Source organism: Clostridium sp. (assembly GCF_032552055.1).
GTDB lineage: Bacteria > Bacillota > Clostridia > Clostridiales > Clostridiaceae > Clostridium.
Genome location: NZ_JAWGSV010000037.1, coordinates 1 through 17,915, shown reverse-complemented (window position 1 = coordinate 17,915; position 17,915 = coordinate 1). Strand labels below are relative to the sequence as shown.

The 17,915-nt window shown below is 30.1% G+C and carries 18 protein-coding genes and 1 tRNA gene; 1 reads left to right on the top strand and 18 read right to left on the bottom strand.

The annotated features are described in order from the left end of the window. Nucleotides 1–85 (bottom strand) — tRNA-Tyr (locus tag E6248_RS04665). A gap of 299 nt (nucleotides 86–384) precedes the next feature. On the opposite strand from E6248_RS04665, the gene yyaC reads away from it, so the two are divergent. Beyond that, complete coding sequence (yyaC, locus tag E6248_RS04660; RefSeq protein ID WP_396335130.1) at nucleotides 385–912, top strand: spore protease YyaC; 528 nt, start codon at nucleotides 385–387, stop codon at nucleotides 910–912. Between the two features lie 137 nt (nucleotides 913–1,049). On the opposite strand, the gene mreB is transcribed toward yyaC, so the two are convergent. The 17 genes from mreB to atpE form a co-directional block, all read right to left on the bottom strand. Then, nucleotides 1,050–2,084 (bottom strand): rod shape-determining protein MreB, encoded by a 1,035-nt coding sequence (gene mreB / locus E6248_RS04655; RefSeq protein WP_316339646.1) that lies wholly within the window; start codon nucleotides 2,082–2,084, stop codon nucleotides 1,050–1,052. Between the two features lie 151 nt (nucleotides 2,085–2,235). Continuing rightward, the gene (gene spoIIID / locus E6248_RS04650) at nucleotides 2,236–2,487 is read right to left on the bottom strand and encodes a sporulation transcriptional regulator SpoIIID (protein WP_136007970.1); all 252 of its coding nucleotides are present in this window, start codon (nucleotides 2,485–2,487) and stop codon (nucleotides 2,236–2,238) included. A 76-nt stretch (nucleotides 2,488–2,563) separates the two neighbouring features. Further along, on the bottom strand, nucleotides 2,564–3,292 hold the full coding sequence (locus E6248_RS04645) for a M23 family metallopeptidase (RefSeq protein WP_316339645.1): 729 nt from the start codon (nucleotides 3,290–3,292) through the stop codon (nucleotides 2,564–2,566). Between the two features lie 428 nt (nucleotides 3,293–3,720). After that, nucleotides 3,721–4,743, bottom strand: coding sequence for a stage II sporulation protein D (gene spoIID / locus E6248_RS04640; protein WP_316339644.1), 1,023 nt, complete (start codon nucleotides 4,741–4,743; stop codon nucleotides 3,721–3,723). Between the two features lie 170 nt (nucleotides 4,744–4,913). After that, nucleotides 4,914–6,173 carry a UDP-N-acetylglucosamine 1-carboxyvinyltransferase gene (gene murA, locus E6248_RS04635; protein WP_316339643.1) on the bottom strand — a complete coding sequence of 420 codons (1,260 nt, stop codon included), beginning with the start codon at nucleotides 6,171–6,173 and terminating at the stop codon, nucleotides 4,914–4,916. A 21-nt stretch (nucleotides 6,174–6,194) separates the two neighbouring features. Next, a complete protein-coding gene (locus E6248_RS04630) occupies nucleotides 6,195–6,689 on the bottom strand; it encodes a hypothetical protein (protein ID WP_316339642.1) in 495 nt (164 codons plus the stop codon). A 597-nt stretch (nucleotides 6,690–7,286) separates the two neighbouring features. Further along, on the bottom strand, nucleotides 7,287–9,269 hold the full coding sequence (locus E6248_RS04625) for an ABC transporter permease (protein ID WP_316339641.1): 1,983 nt from the start codon (nucleotides 9,267–9,269) through the stop codon (nucleotides 7,287–7,289). Continuing rightward, nucleotides 9,262–10,029, bottom strand: coding sequence for an ABC transporter ATP-binding protein (locus E6248_RS04620; protein ID WP_316339640.1), 768 nt, complete (start codon nucleotides 10,027–10,029; stop codon nucleotides 9,262–9,264). The genes E6248_RS04625 and E6248_RS04620 overlap by 8 nt, the downstream gene beginning before the upstream one ends. A gap of 108 nt (nucleotides 10,030–10,137) precedes the next feature. Beyond that, entirely contained in the window at nucleotides 10,138–11,154 is a 1,017-nt protein-coding gene (locus tag E6248_RS04615) for a sensor histidine kinase (protein ID WP_316339639.1), read from the bottom strand. Between the two features lie 12 nt (nucleotides 11,155–11,166). Next, the gene (locus E6248_RS04610; RefSeq protein ID WP_316339638.1) at nucleotides 11,167–11,838 is read right to left on the bottom strand and encodes a response regulator transcription factor; all 672 of its coding nucleotides are present in this window, start codon (nucleotides 11,836–11,838) and stop codon (nucleotides 11,167–11,169) included. 347 nt (nucleotides 11,839–12,185) lie between these two features. Next, a complete protein-coding gene (locus E6248_RS04605) occupies nucleotides 12,186–12,590 on the bottom strand; it encodes an ATP synthase delta/epsilon chain alpha-helix domain-containing protein (RefSeq protein ID WP_316339637.1) in 405 nt (134 codons plus the stop codon). An 11-nt stretch (nucleotides 12,591–12,601) separates the two neighbouring features. Beyond that, nucleotides 12,602–13,993: a F0F1 ATP synthase subunit beta gene (gene atpD, locus E6248_RS04600; RefSeq protein WP_316339636.1), complete on the bottom strand. Its 1,392-nt coding sequence runs from the start codon at nucleotides 13,991–13,993 to the stop codon at nucleotides 12,602–12,604. Between the two features lie 15 nt (nucleotides 13,994–14,008). Further along, nucleotides 14,009–14,860, bottom strand: coding sequence for an ATP synthase F1 subunit gamma (gene atpG, locus E6248_RS04595; RefSeq protein WP_316339635.1), 852 nt, complete (start codon nucleotides 14,858–14,860; stop codon nucleotides 14,009–14,011). 177 nt (nucleotides 14,861–15,037) lie between these two features. Further along, nucleotides 15,038–16,561, bottom strand: coding sequence for a F0F1 ATP synthase subunit alpha (gene atpA, locus E6248_RS04590; RefSeq protein ID WP_316339634.1), 1,524 nt, complete (start codon nucleotides 16,559–16,561; stop codon nucleotides 15,038–15,040). A 10-nt stretch (nucleotides 16,562–16,571) separates the two neighbouring features. Next, the gene (locus E6248_RS04585) at nucleotides 16,572–17,111 is read right to left on the bottom strand and encodes a F0F1 ATP synthase subunit delta (protein WP_316339633.1); all 540 of its coding nucleotides are present in this window, start codon (nucleotides 17,109–17,111) and stop codon (nucleotides 16,572–16,574) included. Then, the gene (locus E6248_RS04580) at nucleotides 17,111–17,593 is read right to left on the bottom strand and encodes a F0F1 ATP synthase subunit B (RefSeq protein ID WP_316339648.1); all 483 of its coding nucleotides are present in this window, start codon (nucleotides 17,591–17,593) and stop codon (nucleotides 17,111–17,113) included. The genes E6248_RS04585 and E6248_RS04580 overlap by 1 nt, the downstream gene beginning before the upstream one ends. 38 nt (nucleotides 17,594–17,631) lie before the next feature. After that, a complete protein-coding gene (gene atpE, locus E6248_RS04575) occupies nucleotides 17,632–17,862 on the bottom strand; it encodes an ATP synthase F0 subunit C (protein ID WP_136007982.1) in 231 nt (76 codons plus the stop codon). Between the last annotated feature and the right edge of the window lie 53 nt (nucleotides 17,863–17,915).

Genomic DNA, 17,915 nt, shown 5'->3' with positions numbered 1-17,915 from the left:
TGGTGGGGGAGGACGGATTCGAACCATCGAAACGAAACGTAACAGATTTACAGTCTGCCCCCTTTGGCCACTCGGGAACTCCCCCATGTCAATTTATTTAATTAAATTTCAGTTATAAAAGCTTACCGCCTCAACTGACAATGATTAGTATATATTTATTGTTTCCTAATTTCAAGTGCGTTTTTCAAGGATTTAGCCTAATTATTCTTATTTTATTCTAATATACTCTCTATTTCTTTCATTTAATACTAATATCTTATTTTATAAAAATATATAACCCTTTTTAACCTTTTCTTAACTTTTATCTAAAATATTCTTTTTTATACATTTAATTATATTTTTTATAAAGACCTCATATATTGATATAATGAGGGGGTGTTTACTATAAAAAATACAATTCACTATAATATTCCTGATGCTCATATTGAAATTTCTAATCATTTAAAAAAATATATTAATGAAAATACAATTATCGTTTGTATAGGAACTGATAAGTTTATAGGGGATTGTTTAGGTCCTTTAGTAGGAACCTATTTGAAAGACCAAAAATGTTCCCTACCTATATATGGCACAATTGAATCTCCTATTCATGCATTAAATATTCATAAAGAATTGGATAAAATCAAAGCTCTTCACCCTAACTCAAATAATAATATTTTAGGAGTAGATGCTTCACTTGGACATGGAGAATCTATTGGTACAATATGCATTAGAAATGAACCCATATATCCAGGTAGAGGCGTAGGTAAAGTTCTTCCTAAAGTAGGTAAAGCTTCTATAGTAGGTATTATAGATGATAGTGAGGACTCTACTTTTTTTTCAAATAGATCCATTAGACTACACTTTGTTATGGAAATGGCTAAGGTTATTGCTTCTTCCATAATGTATTCAATTAACTTTGATAGAAAATAAAAAGGAGCTTTACGCTCCCAAGTGAGGCTGTCTAAAAGACAGCCTAATTAACATTAAAATGTATACTAAACTATGTTCTATCTCAAATCACTAATAACTTAGAATTAAAACTCTAAATTATTATATAAATCTATAATTTACTCTACTAATGCAATTTCGTTATCTGATAAGTTTCCATCTAACTTATCTATATATCCTAAAACCTTTCCTGTTCCTTCTGCAACAGCTTCTATAGAATTATTAGCTACTTCAACACTAACTCCTGTTTCATGTTCAATTAGCTTATCTAATCCATTAAGTAATGAACCTCCACCAGTCATTAATATACCTTTTTCTATTATATCTGAAGCAAGCTCAGGTGGTGTTTTTTCCAATACTGATTTAACACTTTCAACTATTAGCGTTACAGATTCCTTTAAAGCTTCATTGATTTCTTTAGAACTTATAACTACGTCATCTGGAAGTCCTGTAATTAAGTTTCTTCCTCGTACATTGCTAGTTGCATCTATTGAACCTTTAAAAGCTGATCCTATACTTATTTTTAATTCTTCTGCTGTCTTTTCACCAATTAATATTTTATACTTATTTCTCACAAACCTAATTATAGCATCATCAAAAGTGTCTCCTGCTACTTTGATAGATGATCTTACTACAACTCCCCCTAAAGAGATTACAGCAATATCAGTAGTTCCTCCACCAATATCAATTACCATTGAACCATTTGGTTTAGTTATATCTAAACCAGCTCCAATAGCAGCTGCTAAAGGCTCTTCTATTAGATGAACTTTCTTTGCACCAGAGTTTCTAGCTGCATCTATAACGGCTCTTTTTTCAACTTCTGTTGCTTGTGATGGAACACATACCATTACCTTAGGAGCTTTTATTTTACTTTTTCCATATGCTTTTCTAATAAATGCCTTTAACATCTTCTCAGTAATATCATAGTCAGAAATAACACCATCTTTTAGTGGCCTAACAGCTACTATATTACCTGGTGTCCTTCCTATCATTTTTCTGGCATCTTCCCCAACAGCTAGTACCTTATTTGTATTTTTGTTTATTGCTACAACTGAAGGCTCTTTTAATATAATTCCCTTGCCTTCTGAATAAACTAATACTGTTGCTGTACCTAAGTCTATTCCTAAATCGCCCCTATTTCTCAAAAACCACATTCCGTTCACTCCTAATCTTTAAAACGCTAATAATTAATATTTAAAATGATTATTTTACAATATTTGCCCTATTTCTTATTATATATGGAATATGGTTATCCTTCAATATATTTCACCTTTTTAATTACAAAATCTACTATAACATTACTAATTAATCTGCTGCCTTATATTTCATCTTCGTGGCTTTTCCACCTCTAATATGTCTCTCTGCTTTGTTTAGTTCTAATATTGAATGAGTTTCTTTAGCTATTGTTGGATTGATCTTAGGTAATCTTTCAGTCATATCTTTATGAATAGTACTTTTACTTACTCCAAATACTTTAGCAGTTTTTCTAATTGTATCTTTTGATTCTATTATATACTTTGCTACTTCTAAGACTCTCTCTTCTATATAATCTTTCAAAAAAATTACCTCCCTTTTATACTCGATTTATTTTTGTATTCATCAGCTCAATAAAGAGCTGATGAATTAAAATTTATTATTCTTCATTAAAAGTAAAATATGCTGTTGGATCTAAATCTTTTCCATCTGAATCATATACTTGAAGGTTTAAATGCTCTCCAAAATCTTCATTAGTGAATATCTTAGAGCTTTCTCCTACAGTTCCAATAACAGTCTCTTCTGTTACCTTATCCCCAACATTCACTTTTATATCCTTAGATAAATTTGAGTACTTTGTATATAATCCATTTGCATGAGCTATTATTACATAATCTCCATCTTCAGTTTTAGCAGAAACTTCTTTAACTTCTCCTATAGCTGCAGCCTTTACTTCTGTTCCAATTGCAGCTTGGATATTTACTCCTCTAATATTTCTACTAGTACCATCACTCATTGCTTGAGGCTTTGGATATGTATATCCTCTTGATACTAATCCTTCCACAGGATTTGAGAATAACACCTCAGTATTAGTGCCTGCTGACACATTAACTCCCTCATCTAAAGAATCAGAACTTCCCTCAGCTAATTCATCGTCACTATTACCTTCAACTCTTTCAGCATTTTGCTTTTTAACTTCAGAAGACTCATTTTTATCAACATTTAAAGTAAACTCACTTTGATTATTGTTACCTTCCTCTAAAGCTTTATTTCTCTTAGTAGTTATAACTGCAACTGTTGCAATTACGCATAAACAAAGGAATAATATTAAATAAAAGCCCTCCTTCCTAAAAAAGTCTTTTACCTTATCTTTATTGTTAATCTGCATATTAACACCTCCTTTTTCTATTCTTGCCTGATATAATAAATTAATACAATTTAGTTAAGATTTGTTTTCATCAAATTTCTACAACATCTGATAATTTAGCTGTTTATATTTACACTCTATTTGCAAGATATTTATGCTATAATTCTTGACTATTTCTTAGGTTTTAATACCCTATAATAAAAAAGAAGTTATATCTGAGACCTCATCTATAGCCGAGATATTCCTAGTTTAATAAGCAACAAAAAAGAAGTTGCTTCAAACAACTTCTTTTAGTAATTAGTACTTGATATTTATGGATGTAATTTTTCCAGAATTACTAGAAATAATTTCTATATAGAAAAACCCTCTATTTTTTAAATAGGGGGTTTTTAACAATTTATAAAACTCCGCAGGAGTTTTCTCCTGAATTATGCTTTATCTACCATTTATTATTCATTAAACTTAAGTTCTTCTAAATCAATGCCTGTATAATAATGCTTTAATATTGAACTATAATCAGATCCATTCTTAGCCATAACATTAGCTCCCCACTGACTCATTCCTACTCCATGTCCATAACCCTTAGTCTCGAATATAATCTCATCATTACTTATTGTATATTGAAAATTAGTTGAATTTAATCCTATAGCTAATCTAAAATCTAATCCCCTTAAAGTGGCTCCACCTACTTTAATTTCTTTTATTCCACCAGCATCACTTCTACTAATTACATTTATTTGTTCACTTAAATTATTAACTGTTAACTTTGCATCCTGAAACTTAGCATTGATTGTTTCTACAAACTTGTTAATATCTAATTTAAGTTCACCATTAAACCTAGGGGCTACCTCTTCTTCTCCAGTACTTTCTGTAGAAACTAAATAAGGAAGATCACTTGAAAATACATCTTTTGAATTTTCTGTTTTTCCAGAGCTAGTTGAAAAGAATTGCGGATATTGAACTAGCTCCTTGTTATAAGCTAATACTTTTCCCTTAGTTTCATCCACAGACTTAGATATTTTATCCCAATACTCTTGCCCTTTATCTTCCCATTTTGTTATTCTTTCTTCTTTCCCTATATAGACTTGACAATGAGTTGTATCACAAACATCTCCACCCTTTGCTATATCACAAGGTCTACCTCTTTTTGCTGCTACATAAGTCCTAGTTGCAACTGATTGAGCCTTTAAAGCTTCAACTTCAAATCCAGCTGGCATTTCACCAGAAACTACACCTTTAACATACTCTTCTATTGGCACCTCAACTACTTTATCTTCTTTAGTAATATAAACCTTTATAGTATCTGTCCCCGATAAACTAATATAATTATCCTCCTGAACCTCTATACCATCATTTTCTTTCTCATCTGTAGCCCTTACAGGTATTGCTTTTATAATAAAGCTAGGAACTACAATCATAAATATAAGTATTATTACACTTAGAATAGCTGCTGATTGAAAATCTTTCCTCAAATAAATATCACTCCTTCCAAGTAGCTATAATTTAATATATGTTGCAATTCTTAAAATATAATTCCTTTTTATTAAAAATTTAAATAAAAAGAACTATAAAATACTTTCTTAATTGAAAGCTTTATAGTTCTTTTTATAGGTTAATAAATTAATTACCACTTAAAATTCCTTTATTTATCTACTCTATAAATATTTGCTCCAAGGCCTCTGAATTTTTCTTCTATATCAACATAACCTCTATCTATGTGATATAAATCACTTATTTCAGTTCTACCATGAGCTACTAAACCTGCTAAAATCATAGCAGCACCTGCTCTTAAATCTGTTGCCTTTACATCACAGCCTGTTAAGGAATCAACACCTTCAATGATTGCAGTCCTACCATCTATCTTTATATTAGCTCCCATTCTAACTAATTCAGCTACATGCATAAATCTATTTTCAAAAACTGTTTCAGTTATTATGCTTGAACCTTTACAAAGTGATAATAATGCCATCATTTGCGCTTGCATATCAGTTGGAAATCCAGGATAAGGTAGGGTTTTAATATCTACTGGACTTTTTTCTCCTGTTCCATCTACTAAAATAGTATTTTCACCTAAGCTCTCAAATTTAACACCACACTCTTTTAGCTTTTCAATAGTTGGTCTTAAATGATCCTCAATTGCCCCGTTAATAGTTATCTTACTATTAGTAATTGCAGCAGCTACCATAAAAGTGCCTGCCTCTACTCTATCGTATATTGGCTTATACTCTATTCCTTTTAGTGAATCAACACCCTCTATAGTTATCTTTCCAACTCCAGCTCCATGAATCTTAGCTCCCATTGAATTAAGGAAGTTAGCTAAATCCCATATTTCTGGTTCTTCTGCAGCGTTTTCTATAATAGTTGTTCCCTCCGCTAAAACTGATGCCATCAAAATATTTTCTGTTGCACCTACAGAAGGGAAATCTAGGTATATTCTATTACCTTTTAACTTTTTTGCCTTTGCTTCCACAAAACCATGTCCAATTTCAATATCTGCTCCCAATAACTTAAATCCTTTTAAATGCAGATCTATAGGTCTGCTACCAATATTACATCCTCCTGGCATGGATATTTTACATTTTCCAAACCTTGAAAGCATTGGACCCATTATTAAAAAAGAAGCTCTCATTTTTCTTATTAAATCACTATTCATACTTGTTTCTTTTAAATTCGAGGTGTTTATCTTTAAATCTCTATTATCAATAGTCTCAATGCTACAATCCATTTCTAATAATAAATCATTTAATACAATGACATCTTCAAGCATAGGAGCATTTTTTATAACTACATCATTTGGACTTAATATGCTTGCAACTATTATAGGTAAAACAGAATTTTTAGCTAAACTAATATTCACTTCACCCTTTAGTTTATTACCACCTTCAACTATAATTTTTTCCATATTATCCTCCATTATAAATTGTTAGTATGTTACGAATATCACTGGTGTTCCAAGAATTAAATACTCATTAGAATCATGATAGGTGAATGCAAAATTAATTTTTTCTCCATCCTTCAATATAGCTTTTGCGCTAATTCCATTATTTATATCTAATTCTTCTAAGGTATCCTTTTCCATCTTACTATTTAGTACATCTAAAATATTCTGCTTCTGTTCTTCTATTATTTTTACCTTTACAAATTTAAAATATTTTATATTTTTTGCTGCAATGTTTTGTATTTGTTCTATTTCCTTCTTAAGCTGAATTGTATTAGCTGTTCTTCTATTATTTACATAGGTAATTTGAACCTTAGTATCAATTTTATCCTTCCATACTATTGCTGTTATTTCCTTATCTTTATCTTTATAACTTATAATGTTATCTTCACTTTTTATATTTTCACCTAAGTATCCCGTTAGATTATCTTTAATTATTAGTAATTCATCTTGAACTTCTTCTTTTGATATGTAATTCATTCTTATCCCATTACTTACAAATTGGGAATTATTTAAGGTATTTTCCTCTAAAAAATAAAAATCGGTATTTTTTTCATTATTATTAATTCCATACGCACCTATGATTAATAAAAAAAATGCCATTACAGGCAGTATTTTTATATATTTTTTAAAATTTACAATATTTATTTTGACCCCCTACCTTTCCTTTAAATTATTGTCCAAAGAAAAGATTTTTATTCAAGATAAATATCCATAATATAATATATAAAATAAGTTGAAATTTGTGATTAATTGTCAATACTTAAAACTTTATAATTCAAATTTAATAAATAACTTATAAAATAAAAATACACTTCATTAACATATGCTTCTCCAAACATTAATGTTATTCATAATTTTTTTCAAAAAATCCACTTAGTATACCCTAAATTTTACTCCCCTCATAAAGCTATCCTCATATATTAACCTGTTATAATTTCTTAAAAAACAACAATACTTTTCTAAAACATAAAAAAAGCTGCCCAAAAGGCAGCTAAAAAAACAATTTTCAAAACTCCCCAAGGAGTTTTTTCCTCAATTCTTAATTATTCATTCTTAATTCTTCATTTTTTCTATCTATTCTCTTCTAACTATCTTATAATAAGCCCTTGCTGTTAAAATATAAATAACGCTATATATTAAAGCAAATATTATAAATGATACAACAGTACATAATATAAATAACTTAGTATTAGTTAGATTTAACATGGAAAGTATCTTCACTATAAATGGGAAGGCAAAAGATATATGAATTCCTGCTGTTATTAATGGTAAAAAGAATACTGTTAAGACTTGAGATCTTATAGATCCTTGTACCTCTTCATTACTCATACCTACCTTTTGCATTATTTCAAATCTTTCTTTATCATCATATCCTTCAGATATTTGCTTATAGTAAATTATTAAAATTGTTGCCATAATAAATAATGATCCTAGGAAAATTCCAATAAAGAATAAACCGCCATAAAGTGAAACAAAACTACTTCTAGATCCAACTTTAGTTTCACCTATAAAATCGAATCCCTTATTATATAAGGTATCTGTAATGTTATTATATATAACTTCCTTTTCATTATCATCTACCTTTAAATCAATACCATACATAAAATCTATTTCAGAAGCATTTTCTCCAAAGGTCTCCTTTTGGGCTCTATAAATATCATCTAGCTCCCCCATATCTTTCACTACAATAAATTGACTACTAGCTACATTAGCTGAAATAATGCCATTTCCTAAGAAGTCCTCTACCCTTTCAACAACCTTATAATTTTTATCAAATACATTGATTGTATCATACTCATATCTATCACGATTTGAATATAGTAATACTTCTCCATCTTCTAAAGTTTTACTTTCTAAAGCCATCTTGTTGTAGTCTTCAAGAGATATAAATATTAAATTATTAACATCATTAAGAACTACTGAATTAGAGTCTCTATTTGTAATAAATTTATCTTTATCTTTTATAGCAGCAAAATTTAAATATGAATAGGATACTTCTTTTTCAACATTTTCCCTCGAAATAATATTACCTATCTCACTTACTAATAAGTTGTTTTTATCAATATCACTTCCATCAGAATAAATAGAAATATCATATGGATATCTTGTATTAATTATATCTTCCATTCCCATCATCATAGATGAAGTTGATGATATCATAACTAATACCATTGTAGAAAGGATACATATATTAGCAAGTCCAACTGCATTTTGCTTCATACGATATATCATTCCAGCTATACTAGTAAAGTGTTTAACATTATAGTAATATTTTTTATTTTTTCTAAGGATCTTTAGAAAAGCTATACTTCCAGCTGTAAATACTAAATATGTTCCTACTATAACTAATATAACTGCTACAAAAAATAGAGCTATAGCTGCCACTGGATCTTTAGTAGTTAATGCTATATAGTATCCAAGTCCTAAACAAACAAAGCCTAAAATAGCCATAGCCCACTTAGTCTTAGGCTCTTTTTCTCCAAAATTACTACTTTTCAATAATTCAATAGGATTTGATAAATGCACTTGGCGAAGTGAATTAATAAATATTATAAAAAATATAATTGAAAATAGAATTATAGTTGATAAAATTGATGACCAGGAAATATAAAAACCTAGTGAAATATCCACCTCCATCAGCTTTAAAACACTAAGGTACATAAGCTTATCTAGTAAAATACCAATAGTTATTCCTAAAGTAAGACTTATTAATGCTATATATAAAGTTTCATATCCTATAACCCTTAATAAATGCTTCTTTTCCATTCCAAGAATATTAAATAATCCAAACTCTTTCTTCCTTCTCTTAATTAAAAAGCTATTAGTATAGAAGAGAAATATTATAGCAAAAATTGCTGTTATATTATTTCCTAATCCTAAGGTTATGGAGATTGTATCACTTCCAACCAAGGTACTAATCCCTTCATTATTAGAAAGTGAATGAATAATATAATACATCGCTGCAGTAAATATACAAGTAAGCATATATGGAATATATGTTTTACTATTCTTCTTTATATTATTTGCTGCCAGCTTTGGATAAAAAACATTATTCATTTTTCATTCCCCCTGTTGCTATTAAAGTAAGGGTGTCAGAAATTTTTTGGTACATTTCCTCATTAGAGTTTTTGCCTCTATATAATTGATGGAATACCTCCCCGTCTTTAATAAACAGAACCCTACTAGCATGACTTGCAGCCTTAGTAGAATGAGTTACCATTAGTATAGTTTGACCTTCTTTATTAATTTCTTTAAAAAGCTTTAGTAAACCGTCTGTTGCACGAGAATCTAAGGCCCCAGTTGGCTCATCTGCTAAAATAAGCTTAGGATTAGTTATTAAAGCTCTAGCTACAGCTGCTCTTTGCTTTTGTCCCCCTGATACTTCATATGGATATTTCTCAAGAATGTCTGATATTCCCAATTTCTTAGCTATAGGGTGTAGACGTTCCTTCATTTCACCATATTCTTTTCTACCTAAAACTAAAGGCAAAAATATATTATCCTTTATAGAAAAAGTATCTAATAAATTAAAATCTTGAAATACAAATCCTAAGTTATCTCTACGGAATGCAGAAATCTCCTTCTCCTTAATATTATTAATACTCTTTCCATCTAGCACTACTTCACCACTTGTTGGCTTATCTAAGGCTGCTAAAATATTTAAAAGAGTTGTTTTTCCTGAACCTGATTCCCCCATTATAGCTACATATTCTCCTTCTTCCACAGAAAAAGAAACATTAGATAATGCTTGAACTTGATTTCCTCCAAAACGTGTAGTATATATTTTTTTCACACTATTAACTTCTAATATTGACATGTTATCTCCCCTTTCATCTTATAGCATAAGTATAATAAAATGACCAAAATGCCTCCATTCATTCCTGTGACATTTTAGCCTTATGTCCTTACATTTTTGTAAGGTCTTTTATTCTACTTGGAGATCTATAGTCTTTAAATCTATAAAAAATGTACTACCCTTTCCTACTTCTGATTCCACATAAATTTTATGAGAAATCTTATTGGCCGCTCTTTTACATAGGTATAATCCTAATCCAGTTGATTTTTTATCCGCCCTTCCATTATATCCAGTAAAACCTTTTTCAAATATCCTATGTATATCCTCCTCTGCAATTCCTATTCCAGTATCAGAAATAGATAGAATCTTATCCTTATCAACAGAAATAGTTATAACTCCCTTATCTGTATATTTAATAGCATTAGATAAAATTTGTTCTATAATGAAAGATAACCATTTTTCATCTGTTAATATTATTTTGTTAGTACCCTTGTAATTTAAAGAAATTTTCTTTCTTATAAATTGTGAAGCATATTTTCTTATAGATTTCTTAATAATATCATCTAATTCATATTCTTTAAAAACAAAATCACTGGAACTACTATCTAATCTAAAATAGCATAAAACCATTTCTACATACTCTTCAATTTTAAAAAGCTCCGATAATAATTCCTTGTTTTCATTAGTGTCCTCCCCCTGAAGGATCAATTTCATAACTGATATTGGCACTTTAATTTGATGAACCCAAGTTGTATAGTAATCAATACTCTCTTTTCGTTGTTTAACTAATTCTGTTAAGTTCTTATTATTAATATCAATTAGAGAAAAAATCATATTATGATAGTCTTCCTCTATACCTCTCCTAGGAGGTGGCAATTCATTAGCTATTAAAGAAATATTTTTTTCAATTCTTATAAGCTCAATGTGTTTTTTATAATAATTTAAAAATTTAAATATAAAGTAAATTAATGCTAAAACTATACAAAGTATTGAAGCGTATATCACAGCCTCAATCTCTAAATTATATAAAGAGAAAATCCCCATAAATATACCTACAAAAGCAAAAAATAATATAATTATAGAAATATTCCCCAAAATATACTTGTATAAACTTTTAAAAATATTATCTTCTTCCAAACCAATCACCTCCTTATAAATCTATTCAATAATATATCCTGAACCTATTTTAGTCTTAATAAATTCAACAAGCCCTATTCCTTCAATCTTCTTTCTTAGTCTTGTTATGTTAACTGTAAGAGTATTCTCTTCTACATATGAGTCAATTTCCCAAAGTCTAGTCATAAGAGTATCTCTACTTACAACCTTCTTTTTATTTTCCATTAAAGTTTGTAAAATTCTAAATTCATTTCTTGTTAATTCAGCCTTATTTCCTTCATAAATTATAGTATTATCATTTAAATTTAATATAGCTCCCCTATATTCTAAAAATGGAACCTTCCCACCCAAATCATAAGTTCTACGTAATATAGCTTGAATCTTAGCCATAAGTACATTTAAATCAAAGGGCTTAGATATAAAGTCATCTCCTCCCATATTCATGGCCATTATAATATTCATATTATCTGATGCTGAAGAAATAAATATAATAGGTATATTAGATATTTTTCTTATTTCAGTACACCAGTAATAACCATTATAAAAGGGAAGCATAATATCTAATAAAATAAGATGTGGATTAAAATCTGTAAACTCAGAAAGTATATCTTGAAAATCTCTTACATATCTTACTTCATTTCCCCAAGCCTCAATTTGATTTTTCATTAATTCTGCCATAGTCATATCATCTTCGACTATTAATATCCTATGCAAATAATCTCCTCCCCTATATCCTTATAAAGTGATTCTTATCTTCAGGTGAAGTTTTCTTAAAAAGTAGAGAACCAAAATCTTGTATTTTGTGTGAATCACTTTCGCAGAGTACAGGATGCCTACTCCACCTGAAGGTTAGAAGAACTAATCCAGACGCGTAGCAGTGCTTAGCTCCCACTTGTATTAGCAATGGTAGCGAATCGGATAAATTCCATCTTTAAACTCGTTCTCTTTCTTCTTGTAATAACCAATAACTATATTATACAGAAATATTTGTATTCATAGAATATTTATTTAAATATGCAAAAAAGCCACAGGGCTAATCCTGTGGCTTTTAATCTATGATATTAATCATTTATACTTAGAGTGTTAATTCTAGCTCTCGCTCTAGCTAAAGCTCTCTTAGCTCTTTCTACATCAACATCTTTGCCTTGTTCTAATCTTTTTTCAGCTCTTTCCTTTGCACTTACTGCTCTAGCTTCATCTATATCTAATGATTTTTCTGCTGCATCACAACAGAATTTCAACTCGTTATTTTTTATATAAACTATTCCTGAAGATGTAAATAAAATTTCATTTCCATTCTCAGTTGAAATAGTAGTTGTTGCTGGAACTGTGCTTATAATTATAGGAGCATGATTAGATTTGAACTCTACCCTACCATCTGTTGTAGATGTAATAAGTCCTTTACCTTCAAATACTAAAGGCTGGCTACCTGGAGTAACTATAGTTATTTTTAATTTATTATCCATAGCTTCATCCCCTAACTTAAGGTCTTAGCTTTTTCTACAGCTTCTTCTACGCTTCCAACGAAAAGGAAAGCTGATTCTGGTAAATCATCATACTTACCTTCTAGTATTTCCTTAAATCCTCTAACTGTTTCCTTTACTGGAACATATCTACCTTGCATTCCTGTAAATTGTTCAGCTACAGTAAATGGTTGAGATAAGAATCTTTGAACTCTTCTTGCTCTAGCAACTACCTTCTTATCTTCATCAGATAATTCATCAACACCTAATATAGCTATTATATCTTGTAATTCTTTATATCTTTCTAGTATATTCTTAACTTCAGTAGCTACATCATAATGATCTCTACCTACTATTCTTGGATCTAATATTCTTGAGCTTGATTCTAATGGATCAACTGCTGGATATATTCCAAGTTCTGTAATACTTCTTGATAAAACTGTTGTTGCATCAAGGTGAGTAAATGTTGTAGCTGGTGCTGGGTCAGTTAAGTCATCTGCAGGAACATAAACTGCTTGAACAGAAGTAATAGACCCATTTTTTGTTGAAGTAATCCTTTCTTGTAAAGCACCCATTTCAGTTGCAAGTGTTGGTTGGTAACCAACTGCTGATGGTATTCTTCCAAGTAATGCTGATACTTCAGATCCAGCTTGAGTAAATCTAAATATATTATCTATAAATAGCAATACATCTTGACCTTGATCTCTAAAGTATTCTGCCATAGTAAGACCTGTTAATGAAACCCTCATTCTAGCTCCTGGTGATTCATTCATTTGACCGAATACTAATGCAGTCTTATCTATAACTCCAGATTCCTTCATTTCATAATATAGATCATTACCTTCTCTTGATCTTTCTCCAACTCCTGTGAATACAGAAAGACCACCATGTTCTTTTGCTATATTGTTAATAAGTTCTTGTATTAAAACTGTCTTACCAACTCCAGCTCCACCAAATAGTCCAATCTTACCACCTTTTTGATATGGTGCTAAAAGGTCTATTACCTTTATACCTGTTTCAAACATTTCTGGCTCTAATGATTGTTCTTTAAAGCTTGGCGCTGGTCTATGAATTGGATACACTTCTTTTATATCTACTTCTCCAGCATTATCTATAGGATGACCAAGTACATTAAATACTCTTCCTAATACTTCTCTACCAACAGGTACAGAAATACATCTTCCCATATCAACTGCCTTCATTCCTCTTTTTAGTCCATCTGTAGACTCCATAGCTATAGTTCTAACTATATCATCTCCCATATGTTGCTCAACTTCAACAACTAAGACCTTCTCTCCCATATCTATTCTAATTTCATTATAGATATTTGGTAGATCGTCTGATTTAAACTTTATATCAACTACAGGTCCAATAACTTGAACTACCTTTCCTACTTTTTCAGGCACAGTAATCCCTCCTCACTATTTTTGAGCTTCTGCCCCTCCTACAATTTCTGATATCTCTTGAGTTATCATTCCTTGTCTTATCCTATTATACTTAAGATTTAATGATTGTAAGATGTCATTAGCATTTTGTGTAGCTCCATCCATAGCAGTCATTCTTGAATGTTGCTCACTTACCTTTGAATGAAGCATAGCTCTCCTTATTTTACATTTAAAATATATATCTAAACTTGAATTTAAAACCTCTTCTAAACTAGGTTCTACTAAGAATTGCTCTGAAACTTCGCTATTTATTTCTATTGGAAATAATCTTTCTACTTTAACTTCTTGTTTTATTGCAGACTTAAATTCTGTATATACTATATTTACTTCTCCTACTTCACCGCTCTTGAACATATATATAGCATCATCATAGATAGCTCTTACTTCTTTAACAGTAGGTATGTCATGTATATCTACATATTCTTTTATGGTATCAAATCCATACTTCTTAATGTAAGATATTCCCTTACTTCCTACTATTACAATTCTAGAAGTACTTTTATCATCTATAACTTCGTTTAATCCATTTGCAATATTCCCATTAAAGCCTCCACAAAGACCAGTATCAGAAGCCATAACAATGTATAACTTATCTAAATCGTTAGAATTAGTGTTGAAGAAAGGACTTTCAAACTCTTCTGGTAATGTAGCTACTAAATTATGAACTATCTCTTCACATAAATTATAGTAGTCTTCATTGTCATTTAGTTCCTTCCTTGCTTTTCTAAGCTTAGAAGTGGCTACAAGATTCATAGCTTTTGTTATCTTTCTTGTACTTTCAACTGACTTTATCCTTCTTTTTATATCTATAAGTCCTGCTGATCCCAAGTTTCCACCTCCTAAAGAATGGGAGCTGCCTTGAAGCAGCCCGTTTACAATTGACAGTTAACAATTAACAATTATTGATGTAATTCTGTAGGAATTACTTAAAATAGACTATTTGTTTCAAAACGCCTTAAGAGTTTTTCCTTAATTGCTCATTATTAATTAATAATTGTTAATTGATTAGTTGCTCCCTGTGTCTTGTAAAAATATTTTCTTAAATTCAACTATTGAATTTTCTAATTCTGTCTTTATCTCATCAGTTATTTTCTGAACTTCTACTATCTTCTTTAATAGATCTCTATTATGAGTCTCCATATAATCTAGTAATTCTCTTTCGAATTTTCTTACATCACTTACTTTTATATCAGATAAGAAGTCATTTACTGTTGCAAATAATATTACAATTTGATTTTCAACTGGCATAGGTGAGTATTGATCTTGTTTTAATACCTCAACTAATCTCTTACCCTTATCAAGTCTCTTCTTAGAATCTTTATCTAAGTCTGATCCAAATTGTGCAAAGGATTCTAATTCTCTATATTGAGCTAATTCTAGTCTTAATGTACCAGAAACTTGCTTCATTGCTTTAATTTGCGCGTTACCACCAACTCTTGATACAGATATACCCGCATTAACTGCTGGTCTTTGTCCTGAGTGGAAAAGATCTGACTCTAAGAATATTTGACCATCTGTAATAGAAATTACGTTAGTTGGTATATAAGCAGTAACATCCCCTGCTAAAGTTTCGATTATAGGTAGAGCTGTTAATGATCCTCCACCATTTTCTTTAGATAGCTTTGCAGCTCTTTCTAATAGTCTTGAATGAATATAGAATACATCCCCTGGATATGCTTCTCTACCTGGTGGTCTCCTAAGTAATAATGACATTGTTCTATAAGCTACTGCGTGCTTAGACAAATCATCATAAATTATAAGAACATCTTTTCCTTGATGCATGAAATATTCACCCATACTACATCCTGCGTATGGAGCTAAGTATTGTAGTGGAGCAGATTCTGATGCTGTACCACTTACGATTATTGAATAATCTAATGCACCAAACTCTTCTAAGGTATTAACTATATTAGCAACTGTTGATTGCTTTTGACCAATTGCAACATATATACAAATTACATCTTTACCTTTTTGATTTAGGATAGTATCAACAGCAATAGCAGTCTTACCTGTTTGTCTATCTCCAATTATAAGTTCTCTTTGTCCCTTACCTATTGGAATCATAGAATCTATTGCTTTAATACCTGTTTGTAGAGGTTCTTTTACTGAACTTCTATCTATGATACTAGGAGCTGGAACTTCAATAGGCCTATATCCTGAATTATTGATAGGTCCTTTTCCATCTATAGGTTCTCCAAGAGAATCTACAACTCTACCTAATAAAGCTTCCCCAACTGGAACTTCAACTATTTTATTAGTTCTTTTAACTATATCCCCTTCTCTAATGCCTTCTTCTGGTCCTAATAGAACACAACCAACATTATCTTGTTCTAGGTTTAAAGCCATTCCGAAAACTTTATTTGGGAATTCAAGTAATTCACCTTGCATACAGTCATCTAAGCCATATACTCTAGCTATACCATCACCTATTTGAATAATAGTACCCGAATCTATAGTCTTTATCTCTTTTTCGTATCTTTCGATTTCCTTCTTAATTATGGAAGTTATTTCTTCAGGCTTAATATTCATACCTTCACCTCTATTCTGTTTTAAGCATTAAATCTTTTAGTTCACTTAACTTTGATTTAATGGTTCCATCAATAACATCGTTATTAATTCTTACATAAATTCCACCTAAGATGCTTTCATCTATTTCTTGCTTTAAAATTATATGCTTTTTATACTTTTCTTCAAGAGTCTTAACTAAGTTATTAAACTCTTCTTCTTTTAAAGGAACAGTAGTCTTTACAATACCAGTAATAGTATTTTTTCTTTCTAAGTCTATTTTTTCCATTTCCTTTAATTTTTCTTCTAAGTAAAGTATTCTGTCCTTCTCTATAAGAATTAATAAAAATGATAATAATTCTTCATCTATATGACCTTTAAAGATATTTATAAATGTTCTCTTTTTCTTTTTAGTACTAATTTGAGGGTGCTTAATGACTTCATAGAAATCATTGTTATTTCTAATAAGATCACATATTTCATGTAAATCCTCTAGATATTGTTGAACTTTCCCTTTTTCTTCTGCTACCTCATATAAGGCTAATGCATACCTACGGTCTAAATATTCATACATTATGAATTACCTACCTTAGTTATAAATTCTCCAATTATTTCTCTATTCTTTTCTTCATCTATATTCTTTTCAATAACTTTCTTAGAAAGTTCAATAGCTAAATCTATAGCTTCCCTCTTTAATTGATCTTCTACTTTTTCTTTTTCTCTATTTATTTCAACCTTAGCTCTCTCTATGATTGTCTTAGCTTCTTGATTAGCATCATTCACTATTTCTTCATATACCTTTTCAGCTTTTTGCTTATGTCTCTCAGTTATTAACTTTCCTTCTTCTCTTGCATTCTTTAACATTCTTTCATTTTCTATAGCTATCATTCTAGCCTTTTCAGCTTCTTCATCAGCAAAATCTAATTTTTCATTTATTAGATTTTCTCTTTCATTTATAATAGCTTCTACTTTTGCAAAGAAGAAATATTTAAGTACTACAAAAAGTATTACAAAGTTAATTATAGTAGCAATAAGGGTGCTAGGGTTTATTTCCATTAACATATATAATCGCCTCCTCTTGGAGTACTAAGGTACTATTTTACTCCAACGAATATTAAAAGGATTGATACTAATAAACCATAAATAGCTGTTGCTTCTGCAAAGGCTGCACCTAACATTAATGCAGTAGTTATCTTACCACTTGCTTCTGGTTGTCTTGCTATTCCTTCAACAGCTTTTCCTGTTGCATTTCCTATTGCAATTGCAGCTCCTATACCTACTAATACAGCTATAGCTGCTCCTAATGCTCTCATTGATAATTCCATAATAAAATCCTCCTTAAATTAAAAACATTTTATAATTATAAATAATATAAACT

Bases quoted from the DNA above. Each gene is read 5' to 3' on its own strand.
- mreB (WP_316339646.1), bottom strand. From the start codon at position 2,084: ATGTGGTTTTTGAGAAATAGGGGCGATTTAGGAATAGACTTAGGTACA.
- E6248_RS04645 (WP_316339645.1), bottom strand. From the start codon at position 3,292: ATGCAGATTAACAATAAAGATAAGGTAAAAGACTTTTTTAGGAAGGAG.
- murA (WP_316339643.1), bottom strand. From the start codon at position 6,173: ATGGAAAAAATTATAGTTGAAGGTGGTAATAAACTAAAGGGTGAAGTG.
- E6248_RS04630 (WP_316339642.1), bottom strand. From the start codon at position 6,689: ATGAATTACATATCAAAAGAAGAAGTTCAAGATGAATTACTAATAATT.
- E6248_RS04625 (WP_316339641.1), bottom strand. From the start codon at position 9,269: ATGAATAATGTTTTTTATCCAAAGCTGGCAGCAAATAATATAAAGAAG.
- E6248_RS04620 (WP_316339640.1), bottom strand. From the start codon at position 10,029: ATGTCAATATTAGAAGTTAATAGTGTGAAAAAAATATATACTACACGT.
- E6248_RS04605 (WP_316339637.1), bottom strand. From the start codon at position 12,590: ATGGATAATAAATTAAAAATAACTATAGTTACTCCAGGTAGCCAGCCT.
- atpA (WP_316339634.1), bottom strand. From the start codon at position 16,561: ATGAATATTAAGCCTGAAGAAATAACTTCCATAATTAAGAAGGAAATC.
- E6248_RS04585 (WP_316339633.1), bottom strand. From the start codon at position 17,111: ATGTATGAATATTTAGACCGTAGGTATGCATTAGCCTTATATGAGGTA.
- E6248_RS04580 (WP_316339648.1), bottom strand. From the start codon at position 17,593: ATGGAAATAAACCCTAGCACCCTTATTGCTACTATAATTAACTTTGTA.
- atpE (WP_136007982.1), bottom strand. From the start codon at position 17,862: ATGGAATTATCAATGAGAGCATTAGGAGCAGCTATAGCTGTATTAGTA.